The following is a 15,995-nucleotide window of genomic DNA, read 5'->3' on the forward strand; positions in this document are numbered from 1 at the left end:
CCGCTCCCCCGGCGCCGCCCCGGTTCACGCGGCACGGCACGGCGCCCGCCCTCCGGGTGGAGAGCGGGCGCCGTGTGCCGTGCTCGGGTGCGGCCCGGGTGGGGGCCGCGGCGCTAGACCGTCAGCGCCCGATCGGTGGGGCGGATCGGGGCGGGCAGGGTGCTGGTGCCGGTCAGGTACCGGTCCACCGCGCGAGCCGCGGAGCGCCCCTCCGCGATGGCCCACACGATCAGCGACTGGCCGCGTCCGGCGTCGCCGGCCACGAAGACGCCGTCCACGGTGGTGGCGAAGTCCTCGTCCCGGGCGATGTTGCCCCGCTCGTCCAGCTCCACCCCGAACTGGCGCACCAGGCCGTTCTCCTGGTCGGTGCCGGTGAAGCCCATGGCCAGGGTGACCAGGTCGGCCGGGATGCGGCGTTCGGTACCCGGCTTCCGCTCCAGCCTGCCGTCCGTGAACTCGACCTCGACCAGGTGCAGGAACCGCACGTTCCCGGCCTCGTCGCCCTCGAAGTGGGTGGTGGAGACGGAGTAGATCCGCCCCTCCTCGCCCCCCGCCGGCGAGGAACCCGGCGCAGGATCGCCGCCGGCGCGCAGCCGCGCCAGTTCGATGGTCTCCTGGTGCGCGGAGGTGACCTTGTAGAGCATCGGGAAGGTCGGCCAGGGCTGGTGCGCGGCCCGCTCCTCGCCCGGCCGCGGCATGATCTCCAGCTGGGTGACCGAGGCCGCGCCCTGGCGGTGCGCGGTGCCCACGCAGTCCGCGCCGGTGTCGCCGCCGCCGATGACCACCACGTGCTTGCCCTCGGCGGTGATCGGCGGGGTGACGTAGTCGCCCTCCTGCACCTTGTTGGCGAGCGGCAGGTACTCCATCGCCTGGACGACGCCGTTCAGCTCGCGTCCGGGCACCGGCAGGTCGCGGGCGGTGGTGGCGCCGGCCGCGATGACCACCGCGTCGTACCGCCTGCGCAGCGCGGCGGCGTCGATGTCCCGGCCGACCTCCACTCCGGTGCGGAACTTGGTGCCCTCCGCGCGCATCTGCTCGATGCGGCGGTTGATGTGGCGCTTCTCCATCTTGAACGCGGGGATGCCGTAGCGCAGCAGGCCGCCGACGCGGTCGGCGCGCTCGTACACCGCCACGGTGTGCCCGGCGCGGGTCAACTGCTGGGCGGCGGCCAGTCCGGCCGGTCCCGAGCCGATGACGGCGACGGTCTTGCCGGACAGCCGCTCCGGCGGCCGGGGGATGACGTCCCCGGACTCCCACGCCTTGTCGATGATGCTGACCTCGACGTTCTTGATGGTCACCGGGGTCTGGTTGACGCCCAGTACGCAGGCGGACTCGCAGGGCGCCGGGCACAGCCGTCCGGTGAACTCCGGGAAGTTGTTGGTGGCGTGCAGCCGCTCGCCGGCTTCCCGCCAGTCCTCGCGGTAGGCGTAGTCGTTCCACTCGGGGATGAGGTTCCCCAGCGGGCAGCCGTTGTGGCAGAACGGGATGCCGCAGTCCATGCAGCGGCCGGCCTGCTTGCTGATGATCGGCAGCAGTGCGCCAGGGACGGGGACCTCTCGCCAGTCCTTGACGCGCTCGGTCACCGGGCGGGTCGGGGCGACCTCGCGGTCGGTGGTCAGGAAGCCCTTGGGGTCAGCCATGGTTCGCCGCCTCCATCATCTTCTCGGTGGTCTCGGACTCGGAGAGTCCGGCGCGCTCGGCGGCGTCCTTGGCGGCGAGTACGGCCTTGTACTGGGTGGGGATGATCTTGCTGAAGCGGGCCGCGGCGGCCTCCCAGTCCGCCAGCAGGGCCTGCGCCACGGTGGAGCCGGTCTCCTGGTGGTGGCGGCGCACGGCATCGTGCAGCCACTCCCGGTCGGCGTCGTCGAGGGCCTCGACGGCCCCCAGGTTGCCGGGGTTGACCTGGTCGCGGTCGAGGTCGATGACGTACGCGACGCCGCCCGACATACCGGCCGCGAAGTTGCGGCCGATCTCGCCTAGGACGACCGCCCGGCCGCCGGTCATGTACTCGCAGCCGTGGTCGCCCACGCCCTCGGAGACCACGGTGGCGCCCGAGTTGCGGACGCAGAACCGCTCGCCGACCCGGCCGCGCAGGAACATCTCGCCGCCGGTCGCCCCGTACGCCAGGGTGTTGCCGGCGATGGTGGAGTACTCGGCGAGGTGGGAGGCCGCGCGGTCCGGGCGGACCACGATCCGGCCGCCGGACAGGCCCTTGCCGACGTAGTCGTTGGCGTCGCCCTCCAGCCGCAGGGTGATGCCCCGCGGCACGAAGGCGCCGAAGGACTGGCCGGCCGACCCGGTGAAGGTGATGTCGATGGTGTCGTCCGGCAGTCCGGCGCCGCCGAACCTCCGGGTCACCTGGTGGCCGAGCATGGTGCCCACGGTGCGGTTGATGTTGCGGATGGCGACCTGGGCGCGGACCGGCTGGGCGGCCTCGGGGCCGTCCGCGGTCAGCGCGTCCGCCGCCAGCTCGATCAGCTCGTTGTCCAGTGCCTTCTCCAGGCCGTGGTCCTGGGCGACGGCCTGGTGGCGGACGGCGCCCTCGGGCAGGGCCGGGACGTGCAGCAGCGGGGCGAGGTCCAGGCCCTGCGCCTTCCAGTGGTCCACCGCCCGGTGGACGTCGAGGACCTCGGCGTGGCCGACGGCCTCCTGGAGGGTGCGGAATCCGAGCTCGGCCAGGAGTTCGCGGACCTCCTCGGCGATGAACTCGAAGAAGTTGACCACGAACTCGGCCTTGCCGGCGAACCGTTCGCGCAGCACCGGGTTCTGGGTGGCGATGCCGACCGGGCAGGTGTCCAGGTGGCACACCCGCATCATCACGCAGCCGGAGACCACCAGCGGCGCGGTGGCGAAGCCGAACTCCTCGGCGCCCAGCAGCGCGGCGATGACCACGTCGCGGCCGGTCTTCAGCTGGCCGTCGGTCTGCACCACGATGCGGTCGCGCAGCCCGTTGAGCAGCAGGGTCTGCTGGGTCTCGGCCAGGCCCAGCTCCCAGGGGCCGCCCGCGTGCTTGAGCGAGGTGAGCGGGGAGGCGCCGGTTCCGCCGTCATGGCCGGAGATCAGCACCACGTCGGCGTGCGCCTTGGAGACGCCGGCGGCCACGGTGCCCACGCCGACCTCGGAGACCAGCTTGACGTGGACGCGGGCCCGCGGGTTGGCGTTCTTCAGGTCGTGGATCAGCTGGGCGAGGTCCTCGATGGAGTAGATGTCGTGGTGCGGCGGCGGGGAGATCAGTCCCACCCCGGGGGTGGAGTGCCGGGTCCTGGCGACCCAGGGGTAGACCTTGTGGCCGGGCAGCTGGCCGCCCTCGCCGGGCTTGGCGCCCTGGGCCATCTTGATCTGGATGTCGTCGGCGTTGACCAGGTACTCGCTGGTGACGCCGAAGCGGCCGGAGGCGACCTGCTTGATGGCGGATCGGCGGGCGGGGTCGTGCAGCCGCTCCGGGTCCTCGCCGCCCTCGCCGGTGTTGGACTTGCCGCCCAGCTGGTTCATGGCGATGGCCAGCGTCTCGTGCGCCTCCTGGGAGATGGAGCCGTACGACATGGCGCCGGTGGAGAAGCGCCTGACGATCTCGGAGACCGGCTCGACCTCCTCCAGCGGGATCGCCGGCCGGTCGCTCCTGAACCCGAACAGGCCGCGCAGCGTCATCAGGCGTTCGGACTGCTCGTTCACCCGCTGGGTGTACTGCTGGAAGATGTCGTACCGGCGGGTGCGGGTCGCGTGCTGGAGCCGGAAGACGGTCTCCGGGTCGAACAGGTGCGGCTCGCCCTCGCGGCGCCACTGGTACTCGCCGCCGATCTCCAGCGCCCGGTGCGCGGAGGGCACTCCGGTGGCCGGGTACGCCTTGGCGTGCCGCTCGGCGACCTCGCGGGCGATCACGTCCAGGCCGGCGCCGCCGATCTTGGTGGCGGTGCCGTGGAAGTAGGCGTCCACGAAGGACTCGTCCAGGCCGATGGCCTCGAAGACCTGGGCGCCGCGGTAGGAGGCCACGGTGGAGATGCCCATCTTCGACATCACCTTGAGCACGCCCTTGCCCAGGGCGCGGATCAGGTTGCGGATGGCCTGCTCGGCGTCGAGGTCCGGGAGGTCCTGGAAGTAGGTGCCGGCCCGGACCAGGTCCTCCACCGACTCCATGGCCAGGTACGGGTTGACGGCGCCGGCGCCGTAGCCGATGAGCAGCGCGACATGGTGCACCTCGCGGACGTCGCCGGCCTCGACCAGCAGCCCGACATGGGTGCGCTGCTTGGTGCGGATGAGGTGGTGGTGGACGGCGGCGGTGAGCAGCAGCGAGGGGATGGGGGCGTGTTCGGCGTCCGCGTGCCGGTCGGAGAGCACGATCAGCCGGGCGCCGTCCTCGATGGCGGCGTCCGCCTCGGCGCAGATCTCGGCCAGCCGGGCGGCCAGCGCCGGCCCGCCGCCGCCGACCCGGTAGAGGCCGGAGAGGGTGGCGGCCTTCAGCCCCGGCAGGTCGCCGTCGGCGTTGATGTGGATGAGCTTGGCCAGCTCGTCGTTGTCGATGACCGGGAAGGGCAGGGTGACGCTGCGGCAGGAGGCCGGGGTGGGGGCGAGGAGGTTGCCCTGCGGGCCCAGCGCGGAGACCAGCGAGGTGACCAGCTCTTCCCGGATGGCGTCCAGCGGCGGGTTGGTGACCTGCGCGAACAGCTGGGTGAAGTAGTCGAACAGCAGCCGCGGGCGCGCGGAGAGCGCGGCGATCGGGGTGTCGGTGCCCATCGAGCCGATCGGCTCGGCCCCGGTGCGGGCCATCGGCGCCAGGATGACGCGCAGTTCCTCCTCGGTGTAGCCGAAGGTCTGCTGGCGGCGGGTGACCGAGGCGTGGGTGTGCACGATGTGCTCCCGCTCGGGGAGGTCCGCCAGCTCGATCAGGCCGCTGTCCAGCCAGTCGCGGTACGGCTGTTCGGCGGCGAGCGCGGCCTTGATCTCCTCGTCCTCGATGATGCGCCGCTCGGCGGTGTCGACCAGGAACATCCGGCCCGGCTGGAGCCGGCCCTTGCGGACCACCCTGGCGGGGTCGATGTCCAGCACGCCGACCTCGGAGGAGAGCACCACCAGGCCCTCGTCGGTGACCCAGTAGCGGCCGGGGCGCAGGCCGTTGCGGTCCAGCACCGCGCCGACCTGGGTGCCGTCGGTGAAGGCGACGCAGGCCGGGCCGTCCCAGGGCTCCATCATCGTGGCGTGGTACCGGTAGAAGGCACGGCGGTCCGGGTCCATGGAGGTGTGGTTCTCCCACGCCTCGGGGACCATCATCAGCACGCTGTGCGGCAGCGAGCGCCCGCCGAGGTGGAGCAGCTCCAGCACCTCGTCGAAGCTGGCGGAGTCGGAGGCGCCGGGGGTGCAGACCGGGAAGATCCGCTCCAGCGCCCCCGGGCCGAAGGCCTCGGTGGCCAGCCGGGACTCCCGGGCGCGCATCCAGTTGCGGTTGCCCTGGACGGTGTTGATCTCGCCGTTGTGCGCCACGAAGCGGTACGGGTGGGCCAGCGGCCAGCTGGGGAAGGTGTTGGTGGAGAAGCGCGAGTGGACCAGCGCGATGGCGGTGGCGAACCGGCGGTCGGACAGGTCCGGGAAGAAGGGCTCCAGCTGCCCGGTGGTGAGCATGCCCTTGTAGACGATGGTCCGGGCGGACAGCGAGGGGAAGTACACCCCGGCCTCCCGCTCGGCGCGCTTGCGCAGCACGAACGCCTTGCGGTCCAGTTCCAGCCCGCGGCTGGCCCCGTCCGCGACGAACAGCTGGGCGAAGGCGGGCATGGTGGCCCGGGCGCCGTTGCCCAGCAGTTCGGGGGCGATCGGGACCTCTCGCCAGCCGAGGACGGTCAGGCCCTCCTCGGCAGCGGTCTCCTCGATCCGGGCGGTGGCCGCGGCGCGCTCCCGCTCGTCCTGGGGCAGGAAGGCGATGCCCACCGCGTAGGCCCCGGCCTCGGGCAGGGGGAAACCGGCGGTCTCGCGCAGGAAGGCGTCGGGGACCTGGACCAGGATGCCCGCGCCGTCGCCGGAGTCCGGCTCGGAGCCGGTGGCGCCGCGGTGCTCCAGGTTGCGCAGCACGGTGAGGGCCTGCTCCACGAGCGCGTGGCTCGCCTCTCCGGTGAGCGTCGCCACGAACCCCACGCCGCAGGCGTCGTGCTCATTGCGCGGGTCGTACATCCCCTGTCGGGCGGGGTAGGACGCTGTGGACGCAGCGCGCATCGGCTCTCCCGTCGTCGTCATGGCATCTGGTGGGTGCCGAGGGACGACGTTGGCCCTCTGCGAAATGTGGTGCGGTTGTTTTACATGATGACCCGCATCTCTGGAAGCGGAACCTCCGTTTCATTATGTGGACGGAGTACCTGGCGGGCGATCACGAGGCGGCGAGGAGGCGGAACGGCTACCGCCGTCGCCGAAGGGGGCCGGGCGGCTCTGCCCAGGCGCCTGGGCCTTATACCCGGCGGTAAACGAACTGAAACCGCCGGGTAACACCGGTGCCGGCCATCCGGGTGAGGCCCGCCCTCCGGGCCGGGCGGCCCCGTTTCGGTACGGCACGGCCGCACGAGGGTGGGACCTCCGGGGCGGGTCAGCCCACGGCGGTGCCGAAGAGCGTGCCCAGGGCGTAGGTCACACCGGCCGCGGCCCCACCCAGGGCCAGCTGCCGCAGCCCGCTGTACCACCAGGAGCGGGCCGTCACCCGGGCCACCACCGCGCCGCAGGCGAACAGCCCGAACAGCGCCAGCAGCACCGCGGGCCACAGCGCGCTGGCCCCCAGCAGGTAGGGCAGCACTGGCAGCATGGCGCCCAGCGCGAAGGAGCCGAAGGAGGAGACCGCGGCCACCGTGGGCGAGGGCAGGTCGTCCGGGTCCACGCCGAGCTCCTCGCGGGCGTGTATCTCCAGCGCCTGCTCCGGGTCCCGGGACAGCTGCTCGGCCACCTGGCGGGCCAGCTCCGGCTCCACGCCGCGCGACTCGTAGAGCGCGGCCAGCTCCAGCAGCTCGTCCTTGGGGTGCTTGCGCAGCTCCCGGCGCTCCACGTCCAGCTCGGCCTGGACCAGCTCACGCTGCGAGGCGACCGAGGTGTACTCCCCCGCGGCCATCGAGAAGGCGCCGGCGGCCAGTCCCGCGAGCCCGGTGATCACGATCGTGTGCCGGTCCACGGATCCGCCGGCGACACCGGTCATCAGGGCCAGGTTGGAGACCAGGCCGTCCATCGCACCGAAGACCGCGGGACGCAGCCAGCCACCGTTCACATCGCGGTGGGTGTGGTTGTCCCGGTGCGCGGCGTGCAGCGACGCGGTGGTCTCGATGACGGACATGGCGGATGGTGCTCCCTTCACCGGGGCAGGCCTGGCGCCCGCACCCAAGACTTCGAAGGTACGCGCGAATTACCCCTCCCCGCCAGCAAGGAAGGCCGAACTTACCTCTCTGACCTGCGAGAACGTAAATGACCTAGGAAAATCGGGGGCGGCTGCGCACTCCCGTGCCAGGCGACTCAGGAGAGGCAAACCACACTGCCGGGGGCGGCTTCGAAGCCGAGCCCCCGGGGCCCGCCCCCGTAGCCGGCCATCCCCGACCTGTCCGGAAGCGGCAGGTCCGCCGGGCCCTGGCCTGAGTGGTCGCGGTACGGGAGGTAGCGCTGAGATGTGAGCACGGTCGGCCGGCGCACGGGGTGCGGCCGACCGGCGTCCTCCCGCAGGTGAGGAGTTCCGCGACGACCCGGACGAGGACGTCGTCCGGCTTTCCCCGCTTCGCGAAGAAGACAGCGCGGCCGGCCGGGCCGGTGAGCCCCGGCCCGACTGGACGGCTTCCCGGCCTACTTGGATTTCATGTCCTCGGCCCGGGTACGCCAGTGCGCGGCGACCCCGGGGATGTCGGGGTCCAGGTTCAGCGTCCTGGAGTCAAGGTGGGTGGGCTGGATCACGACGAAGCCCCGTGCGGCCCAGAAGTCGGCGAGCGGGGCGTAGCCGTTCAGTGAGGAGAGGTTGTTGGAGAAGCCGAGGCCGTGCGAGAGGAGAACGACCGGCAGCTCGTTCCCGGTCACCGGCGCGGAGACGCGCACCTGGAGGTCAACGGCGCGGCCGGGGGCCGGCAGCACCACCGGGCCGACGGAAAGGACGGGGGTGGGCGAGTGGAGGGTCTGGGCTGGGTGAGCAGGTGCACTCATGAGGAGCATGCCCTTCGATGACACCCGCCGCCTGGCCGCGTACGGCGGCGGGTACGGCGGAGCGCACTCGGCGCCCGGACGATCCCCTCACGCCGGACGAAGTCGACCTCCGACAGCTTCTTCAGGACCAGGCCCTCCAGCCCTCAAAGAGCCACTAGCCAGCAAGATCGATCAATGCTGCCCCGGGCCCCGGCACGCGAAGACCGCCGGACCCGATGGGGTCCGGCGGTCACGTGGCGCGATGGGGGTCCCTCCCGGACGAAGTCTGGGGGAGCCTTCCGTCGAGAGTGGCGGCGGGCGCCGCGGTCGGTCAGACCTTCTTGCCGGCCTCGGCCTTCGCCGGCTTCTCCGCCACGTCTTCCTCAGCCTTCGCGGCCTCGAACGCCTCGGCCTTCGCAGGCTCCTCCGCCGCGTCCGCCTCCGCCTTCGCAGCCTTCGCGGGCTCCTCCGCCGCGTCCGCCCCGACCTTCGCGGGCTCGGCCGCCTCCGCCTGCTCGGCGTCCGCCGGGGCGGCTGCCTCGGTCGGCTCGGCAGCCTCGGCGTCCTCGCGGTCCGTCCCGGCCGGCGCGGAGGCGTCCGCCGTACCGGCCTCGCCCACCGGCTTCCCGCCGTCCTCGGCGCCCTTGGCACCGCCCGACTGGGCCTTGGACCCGGACGTCCCGGAGCCCTCCCGCGCGCTCTTGCTCTCGGATGCCTCGGCCCCGGCGTCCTTCCCCTCCGAGGGCGTTCCCGCGTCGGAGGGTGCGCCGAGCGCGGCCGGTTCGACCACGGCCTCGCGGCCCGGACGCTTCTTGGCGGAGATCACGAGGTAGGCGACCGCGGCCAGGAAGACCAGGATCGCGGTCCAGTTGTTGAGCCGCATGCCCAGCACATGGTGGGCGTCGTCCACCCGCAGGGCCTCCACCCAGAAGCGGCCGACGGTGTACGCCGCCACGTAGAGCGCGAAGGCCCGGCCGTGTCCCAGCGTGAAGCGGCGATCGGCCCAGATCACCAGCAGCGCCACCCCGACGCACCAGAGCGACTCGTAGAGGAAGGTCGGCTGGTACGTACCGGCGATGTGCCCGGCGTCGCTGTCCGCGTCGATCTTCAGGGCCCACGGCAGGGTGCTCGGCTTGCCGTAGAGCTCCTGGTTGAACCAGTTGCCCCAGCGGCCGGCCGCCTGCGCGAGGGCGATGCCCGGGGCGATGGCGTCCGCGTAGGCGGGCAGCGGGATGCCCCGGCGGCGGCAGCCGATCCAGGCGCCCACCGCGCCCAACGCGATGGCCCCCCAGATCCCCAGGCCGCCCTGCCAGATCTTGAAGGCGTCGACCCAGTCACGGCCTTCACCGAAGTACAGCTCGTAGTCGGTGATGACGTGGTAGAGCCGGCCTCCGATCAGTCCGAAGGGCACCGCCCAGACGGCGATGTCGGCGACCGTGCCGACCTGGCCGCCGCGGGCGACCCAGCGGCGGCCGCCGAGCCAGACCGCGAGGAAGACGCCGATGATGATGCAGAAGGCATAGCCGCGCAGCGGGATCGGGCCGAGATCGATCACGCCGGTCGAGGGGCTGGGAATGTATGCGAGGTCCATGGCAGGTCCGACGCTACCCTGCCGGGCGGCCGGTGCGGCAACCCATCGGGGCAACGGCTGAGTAACAAGCTCAGCCCTTGGCCGCCTGCTCGACCAGGCTGCGCAGCCGCTGGGGGGTCAGCGGGTGCTTGGTGTCGGCGTAGACGTTCTTGCCGTTCAGCAGCACGGTGGGGGTGGCGTTGAAGCCAGAGTTGGAGAAGTCCTTGGTGGACTTTCTCACCCAGCCGTTGTGCACCCCTTCCCGGACGCAGCGCCGGAAGGCCGGGGTGTCCAGTCCGCCCACCGTGCCCGCCAGCTTGATCAGGGTGTCCTTGTCCGCGTAGGCGTCGTCGGTCTCGATGGGCTGATGGGTGTAGAGGACGTCGTGGTACGCGGGGAACCCGCCCAGGTCCTGGGCGCAGGCCGCGGCGTTGGCGGCGTTCAGCGAGCCGCTGCCGCCCAGGTTGCCGTCGATGATGGTGACCAGGCGGTACTCGGCCTTCATCGTGCCCTTGCCGGTCAGGTCGTGGATGGTGCCGCGGAAGGTGTCCTCGAACTGCTTGCAGGCCGGGCAGCGGAAGTCCTCGTAGACGCTCAGGGTGGCCGGTGCGCCCGCCCGGCCGACCGGGATCACCAGCTTGTCCGGGCCGGTGGCGCCGGCGGGCGCGACGACCGGGCCGGTGCCGCCCCCGCGCCCGCGGTGGGAGACCAGCACCCCGATGCCGGCGGCGGCGCCGAGTACGGCCACCGCGGCCACCGCCACCAGGAGGACGCGCCGGCGCTTGGCCCGTGCCCGGTCCCGCCGCTGCTGGGCCCGCAGCCGTGCCCGGGCGCCGCCCTGTCCCTCACCGTTTCGCTGGCTCACAGGGGCATACAAACGGGGCGGAGCGGCGCCATCGCGCCACCCCGCCCCGCTGTCCCTCGATCGGCAGTCGCCCGGATGGTCGGGCGGGCCCGCCCGTCTCCCGCCACCACCCTCAACCGAAGGCTCCCCCGTTCCTCGGCGGCCGGACTTCGTCCGGGAGGGACCCCCATCGCGACCCGTCTTCGACCGGTGCTCAGGCCCGGGCGCGTACGCCCTGGGCGAGGTCCGCGGCCAGCTCGCGGACGCCGGCCAAACCGCTGTCCAGGTCCGGGGCGTCCAGCAGCCGCTTGACGAACGCCGAGCCGACGATCACCCCGTCGGCGAACCCGGCGACCTCGGCCGCCTGCCGTGCGTTGGAGACGCCCAGTCCCACGCAGACCGGCAGCTCGGTGCCGGCCCGGGTGCGGCGCACCAGGTCCTGGGCCTCTCGGCCGACCGACTCACGGGTGCCGGTGACGCCCATCAGGGAGGCGGCGTAGACGAAGCCGCTGCCGGCCGCGGTGATCTTGGCGAGCCGCTCGTCCCGACTGCTGGGCGCCACCACGAACACGGTCGCCAGGCCGTGCTCCTCGGCCGCCTTCCGCCAGCCCTCGGACTCCTCGACCGGCAGGTCGGGCAGGATGCAGCCGGCGCCGCCCGCGGCGGCCAGGTCCGCGGCGAAACGCTCCACGCCGTAGCGGTCGACCGGGTTCCAGTAGGTCATGCAGAGCACCGGGGCGCCGGTCGCGGCGTGCACCTCCTGCACGGTGCGGATCACGTCCACGATCTTCACGCCGTTGCGCAGCGCGATGTCGTCGGCGGTCTGGATCACCGGGCCGTCCAGCACCGGGTCGCTGTGCGGCAGGCCGACCTCGACGATGTCGCAGCCGCCCTCCAGCATCGCGGTGATGGCCCGTACCCCGCCGTCCACGGTGGGGAAGCCGGCCGGCAGGTAGCCGACGAGCGCGGCGCGCCCCTCGTCCTTGGCCCGGGCGAGCACGGTCCCCAGCAGTTCGATGTTGCCGCTCACTTCGCCCCCTGGTCGTACAGCCCGAAGTAGCGGGCGGCGGTGTCCATGTCCTTGTCGCCGCGGCCGGAGAGGTTGACCAGCAGCAGGCCTTCCTCGCCCAGCTCGCGCCCCAGTTCCAGGGCGCCGGCCAGCGCGTGGGCGCTCTCGATCGCCGGGATGATGCCCTCGGTGCGGGAGAGCAGCCGCAGCGCCTGCATCGCCGCGTCGTCGGTCACCGCGCGGTACTCGCCGCGGCCGGTGTCCTTCAGATAGGCGTGCTCGGGGCCGACGCCCGGGTAGTCCAGACCGGCGGAGATCGAGTACGGCTCGGTGATCTGGCCGTCCTCGTCCTGGAGCACATACGAGCGCGAGCCGTGCAGGATGCCCGGCCGGCCCTCGCTCAGGGTGGCCGCGTGCTCGCCGGTCTCCACGCCGTGGCCGGCCGGTTCGCAGCCGACCAGGCGCACCGACCGGTCGTTGATGAAGGCGTGGAACAGCCCGATGGCGTTGGAGCCGCCGCCGACGCAGGCCACGGCCGCGTCCGGCAGCCGTCCGGCGCGTTCCAGGATCTGGCGGCGCGCCTCCACTCCGATGACCCGGTGGAAGTCGCGGACCAGGGTGGGGAAGGGGTGCGGTCCGGCGACCGTGCCGAACAGGTAGTGGGTGCGGTCCACGTTGGCCACCCAGTCGCGGAACGCCTCGTTGATGGCGTCCTTGAGGGTGCGGCTGCCGGACTTCACGGACACCACCTCGGCGCCCAGCATCCGCATCCGGGCGACGTTGAGCGCCTGCCGCTCGGTGTCCACCTCGCCCATGTAGATGGTGCACTCCAGGCCGAACAGGGCGCAGGCGGTGGCGGTGGCCACGCCGTGCTGGCCGGCGCCGGTCTCCGCGATCACCCGGGTCTTGCCCATCCGCTTGGTGAGCAGGGCCTGCCCGAGCACGTTGTTGATCTTGTGGGAGCCGGTGTGGTTGAGGTCCTCGCGCTTGAGGAAGATCCGGGCGCCGCCCGCCTGCTCGGCGAAGCGGGGCACCTCGGTCAGGGCGCTGGGCCGGCCGGTGTAGTTCACCAGCAGGTCCTCGAGTTCGGCGGCGAAGGCGGGGTCGGCCTTGGCCTTCTCGTACTCGGCGGCGACCTGGTCCACCGCGGCGACCAGCGCCTCGGGGATGAACTTGCCGCCGAAGGCGCCGAAGTACCCCTCGGCGCTGGGGACCAGACCCTCCGGGTCCGGGATGAAGAAGTCAGAGGACATCCGACGTACTCCTCGGTCGGGGCGTGCCGCCCCGGTGTCACGTGCTGATGAGGTCAACGGTATGCGGCGGCCGACGCGCGCACGGCGCGCCGCTCGGGGCCGCCGCCGCGCGCAGGGCGGCGCCGGCGGGGCATCCGAGGGACGGCAGGGGCTCAGGCCCTAGCCGCGGGGCGCGTGGTGGTCGGCCACCTCGCGCCATCGCATTCCGTTGATCTGTCCCGGCTCGCAGCCGATGTGGTACCGCACCCGGCGCCCGCGCACCCGGCGTGCGGGCGCGCGGCAGCCCCGGGGGCGGCACCCCCGGGCCAAGCGCGCGTACGCCCGCATCCTCCGGTCAGCTCCGTCCGTGCCGCAGCGCGGGGTGGGCGCCGGCGGCGACCAGGTCGGCCACCGCGCCCTTGGGGTCGCGGCCGATCACCAGCGACTCGCCGACCAGCACCGCGTCGGCGCCCTCGTTGGCGTAGGCGATCAGGTCGTGCGGACCGCGCACGCCCGATTCGGCGACCTTCACGATGTGGTCCGGGATCTCCGGCGCGACCTGGGCGAAGGTATTGCGGTCCACTTCGAGGGTCTTCAGGTTGCGGGCGTTGACCCCGATGATCTTGGCCCCGGCGTCCACCGCCCGGGCCACCTCCTCCTCGTCGTGCACCTCGACCAGCGGGGTCAGCCCGATGGACTCGGCACGCTCGATGAGGGAGACCAGCGCCTGCTGCTCCAGGGCGGCCACGATCAGCAGCACGAGGTCGGCGCCGTGCGCGCGGGCCTCCCACAGCTGGTAGGCGGTGACGATGAAGTCCTTGCGCAGCACCGGGATGTCGACCTTGGCGCGCACCGCTTCCAGGTCCGCCAGGGAGCCGCCGAAGCGGCGCTGCTCGGTCAGCACGCTGATCACGGCCGCGCCGCCCGCCTCGTAGTCGGCGGCGAGTCCGGCCGGGTCGGCGATCGCGGCCAGCGCGCCCTTGGACGGGCTGGAGCGCTTGACCTCGCAGATCACCTTGACGCTGTCACCCTTGAGCGCGGCGACCCCGTCCTTGGCCTGGGGTGCCTTGGCAGCACGCGCCTTGAGCTCGTCGAGGGTGACGCGCGCCTGCCGATCCGCAAGATCGGCACGGACTCCGTCGATGATCTCGTCGAGCACACTCACGCGAGCGGCCCCCTTCCGGACAGGGTGGCGTGTGGTGGTGCGGGCACCGCGGCCGAAACCACGTCATCCGCATTCTGTGATGGTATCCGGCTGAGGCCGGAGCTAACGCATCCGGTGGATCGAGGTCCCACTCCCTGGGACGGTCAGGGGGCCAGCGCGCGACCCGCCGGCAGGTTGCGCACCACCGTGAAGACCAGCACCAGGGCGGCCAGCGCCCAGCCGCGCGCCGCGGTCAGACGGGGCGCCGGGGCGGGGCGGCCGGTGGCCGAGCGCAGCAGCCATACGGTCCAGAAGGCGGCGAAGGCCAGGTAGCCGGCGAACGCCAGGGCGTTGGCGCCCAGTGCGGTCAGCGGGTGGCCGTGCGCCAGGGCGTGGGCACCGCGCAGACCGCCGCAGCCTGGGCAGAGGATGCCGGTGTGGCGCAGCAGCGGGCACACCGGGTAGTGGCCGGGCCGGTTGGGGTCGACCGCGGCCACCGCGGCGAAGGCCGCCAGCACCGCGGCGAGCACGCCCAGCGGCGCGGCCAGCCGCCGCCCCGCGGCGGTCGCCCCGGAGGGGGGCGGCGCGGTGTCCTCGCTCACCCGTCGAGTGTGCCCTGATGCGTCCGACGGCGCGCCCTGAGCGGCCGGACGCGGATGCGCGCCGCGCGCTCCGGCAGGCGGGGGACGTCACCGTGGCCATGAACCCCCCTGGCGCGGGTGCGCGCCCCGCACTCCGGCGCTCGGAGGGCGGTCACCGTGTCCATGAGCCACCCCGGCGTCCCCACGCGGACGCGTGCGGCGGGTTGGGCCGGGTCTCCGTCCGGGAAGGACGAATCCCTTCGGAAACGGCCGTACGGGCCCGGCCTGGTGGCCGGGCCCGTAGGGAGTGCGCACGCCGCCGCCCGCAGCGGGCGGCTCAGCTCACTGCTGCGGCTGTGCCTGCGACTTGGCGCCGCGACGCGGGTGCTGGCCGTAGCCCATCAGGCTCATGATGCCGCCCACGATGGCTCCGATCGCGATGATCACCAGGCCCGCGATGAAGCCGACCGGGTTCGCCAGCACGGTGAAGGCCGAGCTGACCATGAAGCCGATGAAGGCGATGATGACGCCGGTCCAGGCCGCCGGGGTGTGGCCGTGGTTGCTACCCGCCATGAGTACTCCTCGTTGCTGTGCTGCTGCCGCCCGTGACTCCGCCCGGACATGGTCCAGGTGCTGCGGCGCCGGGGCGCGGGGGCGAACGCTTCATGACCATTCTCCCCGATGGGCCGCCGCCGGTTCAGCGGGGGTCGGGGTGTTGGATCACGCGTCGGGTCGGTCGGTCCGGTGCCGGTCGGCGCCGGTGGGGTCCTCGCCCCGGTCCAGAGCCTTCCACAGGTCCTCGGGCCGGTCCGGGTCGACGGCGGGGGCGGCGCGGCGGGCCCGAGGCCGGTCGGTGCCGGAGCGCTCGTAGCGGGCGGACATGGCGGGCCAGTGCCGGCCGTAGCCCAGGGCCAGCAGCCCGGCCAGGAGCAGCAGCACGCCGCCGACCAGCGCCACCCAGGGCCAGACGGTGTGCGCCACGTCGTGGATGGCGCTGTCCGCCAGACCGGTGGCCTTGGACGCCTTGTCCTCCAGCGCCCCGGTGTCGGAGGCGCCGGCCACCGAGCTGACGGCGATGCCCGCGCCGCACAGCGCGAGCAGACCGGCGACCACCACCCGGCCGGCACGGCGCACCGCGAAGACGGCGACCAGGGCGGCGAGGCCGACCACGGCGAGCGCGCCGGGGAGGCCGGTGATGTCGTCGCCGTCGGCGCGCTGCGGAAGCGCTCCCTGGGCGACCGCGGCGGTGCCCTCGGCCCAGGTCCGGCTGGTGGCCAGAAGCACCAGCGCGGCGCCGGCCGCGCCGGACAGCAGGGCTAGGGCGAGACTGCGCCGGCTGTTGCGCTCCGTGGCGGCGGAGGGCTGGGACTGGGCGCGTGGCTGGGGTACGGCTGCTGCACTCACGCCTACCACTATCCCGTACGCGAAAGGGACAGCGCGGGCGGGTCGGCCATCAACGGCGCCCGAGGCCAACGCGGACGGGATTTCCGGACG

Annotated in this window: 12 protein-coding genes and 1 pseudogene; all 13 read right to left on the minus strand. The window is 73.0% G+C overall.

Annotation, left to right across the window (positions count from 1 at the left end; all coding sequences use genetic code 11):
- Positions 1 to 113: 113 nt before the first annotated feature.
- Complete coding sequence (locus tag E4099_RS07830; RefSeq protein WP_135338223.1) at positions 114 to 1,640, minus strand: glutamate synthase subunit beta; 1,527 nt, start codon at positions 1,638 to 1,640, stop codon at positions 114 to 116.
- A complete protein-coding gene (gene gltB, locus E4099_RS07835) occupies positions 1,633 to 6,156 on the minus strand; it encodes a glutamate synthase large subunit (protein ID WP_135338245.1) in 4,524 nt (1,507 codons plus the stop codon). Before gltB ends, E4099_RS07830 begins: the two co-directional genes overlap by 8 nt.
- Before the next feature lie 406 nt (positions 6,157 to 6,562).
- Positions 6,563 to 7,294, minus strand: coding sequence for a VIT1/CCC1 transporter family protein (locus E4099_RS07840; protein WP_135338224.1), 732 nt, complete (start codon positions 7,292 to 7,294; stop codon positions 6,563 to 6,565).
- A 506-nt stretch (positions 7,295 to 7,800) separates the two neighbouring features.
- Positions 7,801 to 8,142: pseudogene (locus E4099_RS07845) on the minus strand (alpha/beta hydrolase family protein); the annotation flags it as partial.
- A gap of 310 nt (positions 8,143 to 8,452) precedes the next feature.
- Positions 8,453 to 9,712: a prolipoprotein diacylglyceryl transferase gene (lgt, locus tag E4099_RS07850; RefSeq protein WP_135338225.1), complete on the minus strand. Its 1,260-nt coding sequence runs from the start codon at positions 9,710 to 9,712 to the stop codon at positions 8,453 to 8,455.
- A gap of 70 nt (positions 9,713 to 9,782) precedes the next feature.
- Entirely contained in the window at positions 9,783 to 10,556 is a 774-nt protein-coding gene (locus tag E4099_RS07855; protein ID WP_135338226.1) for a DsbA family protein, read from the minus strand.
- A gap of 193 nt (positions 10,557 to 10,749) precedes the next feature.
- Positions 10,750 to 11,565, minus strand: coding sequence for a tryptophan synthase subunit alpha (gene trpA / locus E4099_RS07860; protein WP_135338227.1), 816 nt, complete (start codon positions 11,563 to 11,565; stop codon positions 10,750 to 10,752).
- Positions 11,562 to 12,797 carry a tryptophan synthase subunit beta gene (gene trpB, locus E4099_RS07865; RefSeq protein WP_135338228.1) on the minus strand — a complete coding sequence of 412 codons (1,236 nt, stop codon included), beginning with the start codon at positions 12,795 to 12,797 and terminating at the stop codon, positions 11,562 to 11,564. Before trpB ends, trpA begins: the two co-directional genes overlap by 4 nt.
- Before the next feature lie 159 nt (positions 12,798 to 12,956).
- Positions 12,957 to 13,124, minus strand: coding sequence for a tryptophan biosynthesis modulator TrpM (gene trpM, locus E4099_RS35160; RefSeq protein WP_386388721.1), 168 nt, complete (start codon positions 13,122 to 13,124; stop codon positions 12,957 to 12,959).
- Positions 13,125 to 13,131: 7 nt separating this feature from the next.
- Complete coding sequence (trpC, locus tag E4099_RS07870) at positions 13,132 to 13,941, minus strand: indole-3-glycerol phosphate synthase TrpC (RefSeq protein ID WP_135338229.1); 810 nt, start codon at positions 13,939 to 13,941, stop codon at positions 13,132 to 13,134.
- A gap of 143 nt (positions 13,942 to 14,084) precedes the next feature.
- Entirely contained in the window at positions 14,085 to 14,522 is a 438-nt protein-coding gene (locus tag E4099_RS07875; protein ID WP_135338230.1) for a DUF2752 domain-containing protein, read from the minus strand.
- Positions 14,523 to 14,843: 321 nt separating this feature from the next.
- Positions 14,844 to 15,074 carry an HGxxPAAW family protein gene (locus E4099_RS07880; RefSeq protein ID WP_135338231.1) on the minus strand — a complete coding sequence of 77 codons (231 nt, stop codon included), beginning with the start codon at positions 15,072 to 15,074 and terminating at the stop codon, positions 14,844 to 14,846.
- Between the two features lie 147 nt (positions 15,075 to 15,221).
- Positions 15,222 to 15,905, minus strand: a complete 684-nt coding sequence (locus E4099_RS07885) for a TIGR02234 family membrane protein (protein ID WP_135338232.1) — start codon at positions 15,903 to 15,905, stop codon at positions 15,222 to 15,224.
- Positions 15,906 to 15,995: the final 90 nt, after the last annotated feature.

Source organism: Streptomyces palmae (assembly GCF_004684805.1).
Classification (GTDB): domain Bacteria; phylum Actinomycetota; class Actinomycetes; order Streptomycetales; family Streptomycetaceae; genus Streptomyces; species Streptomyces palmae.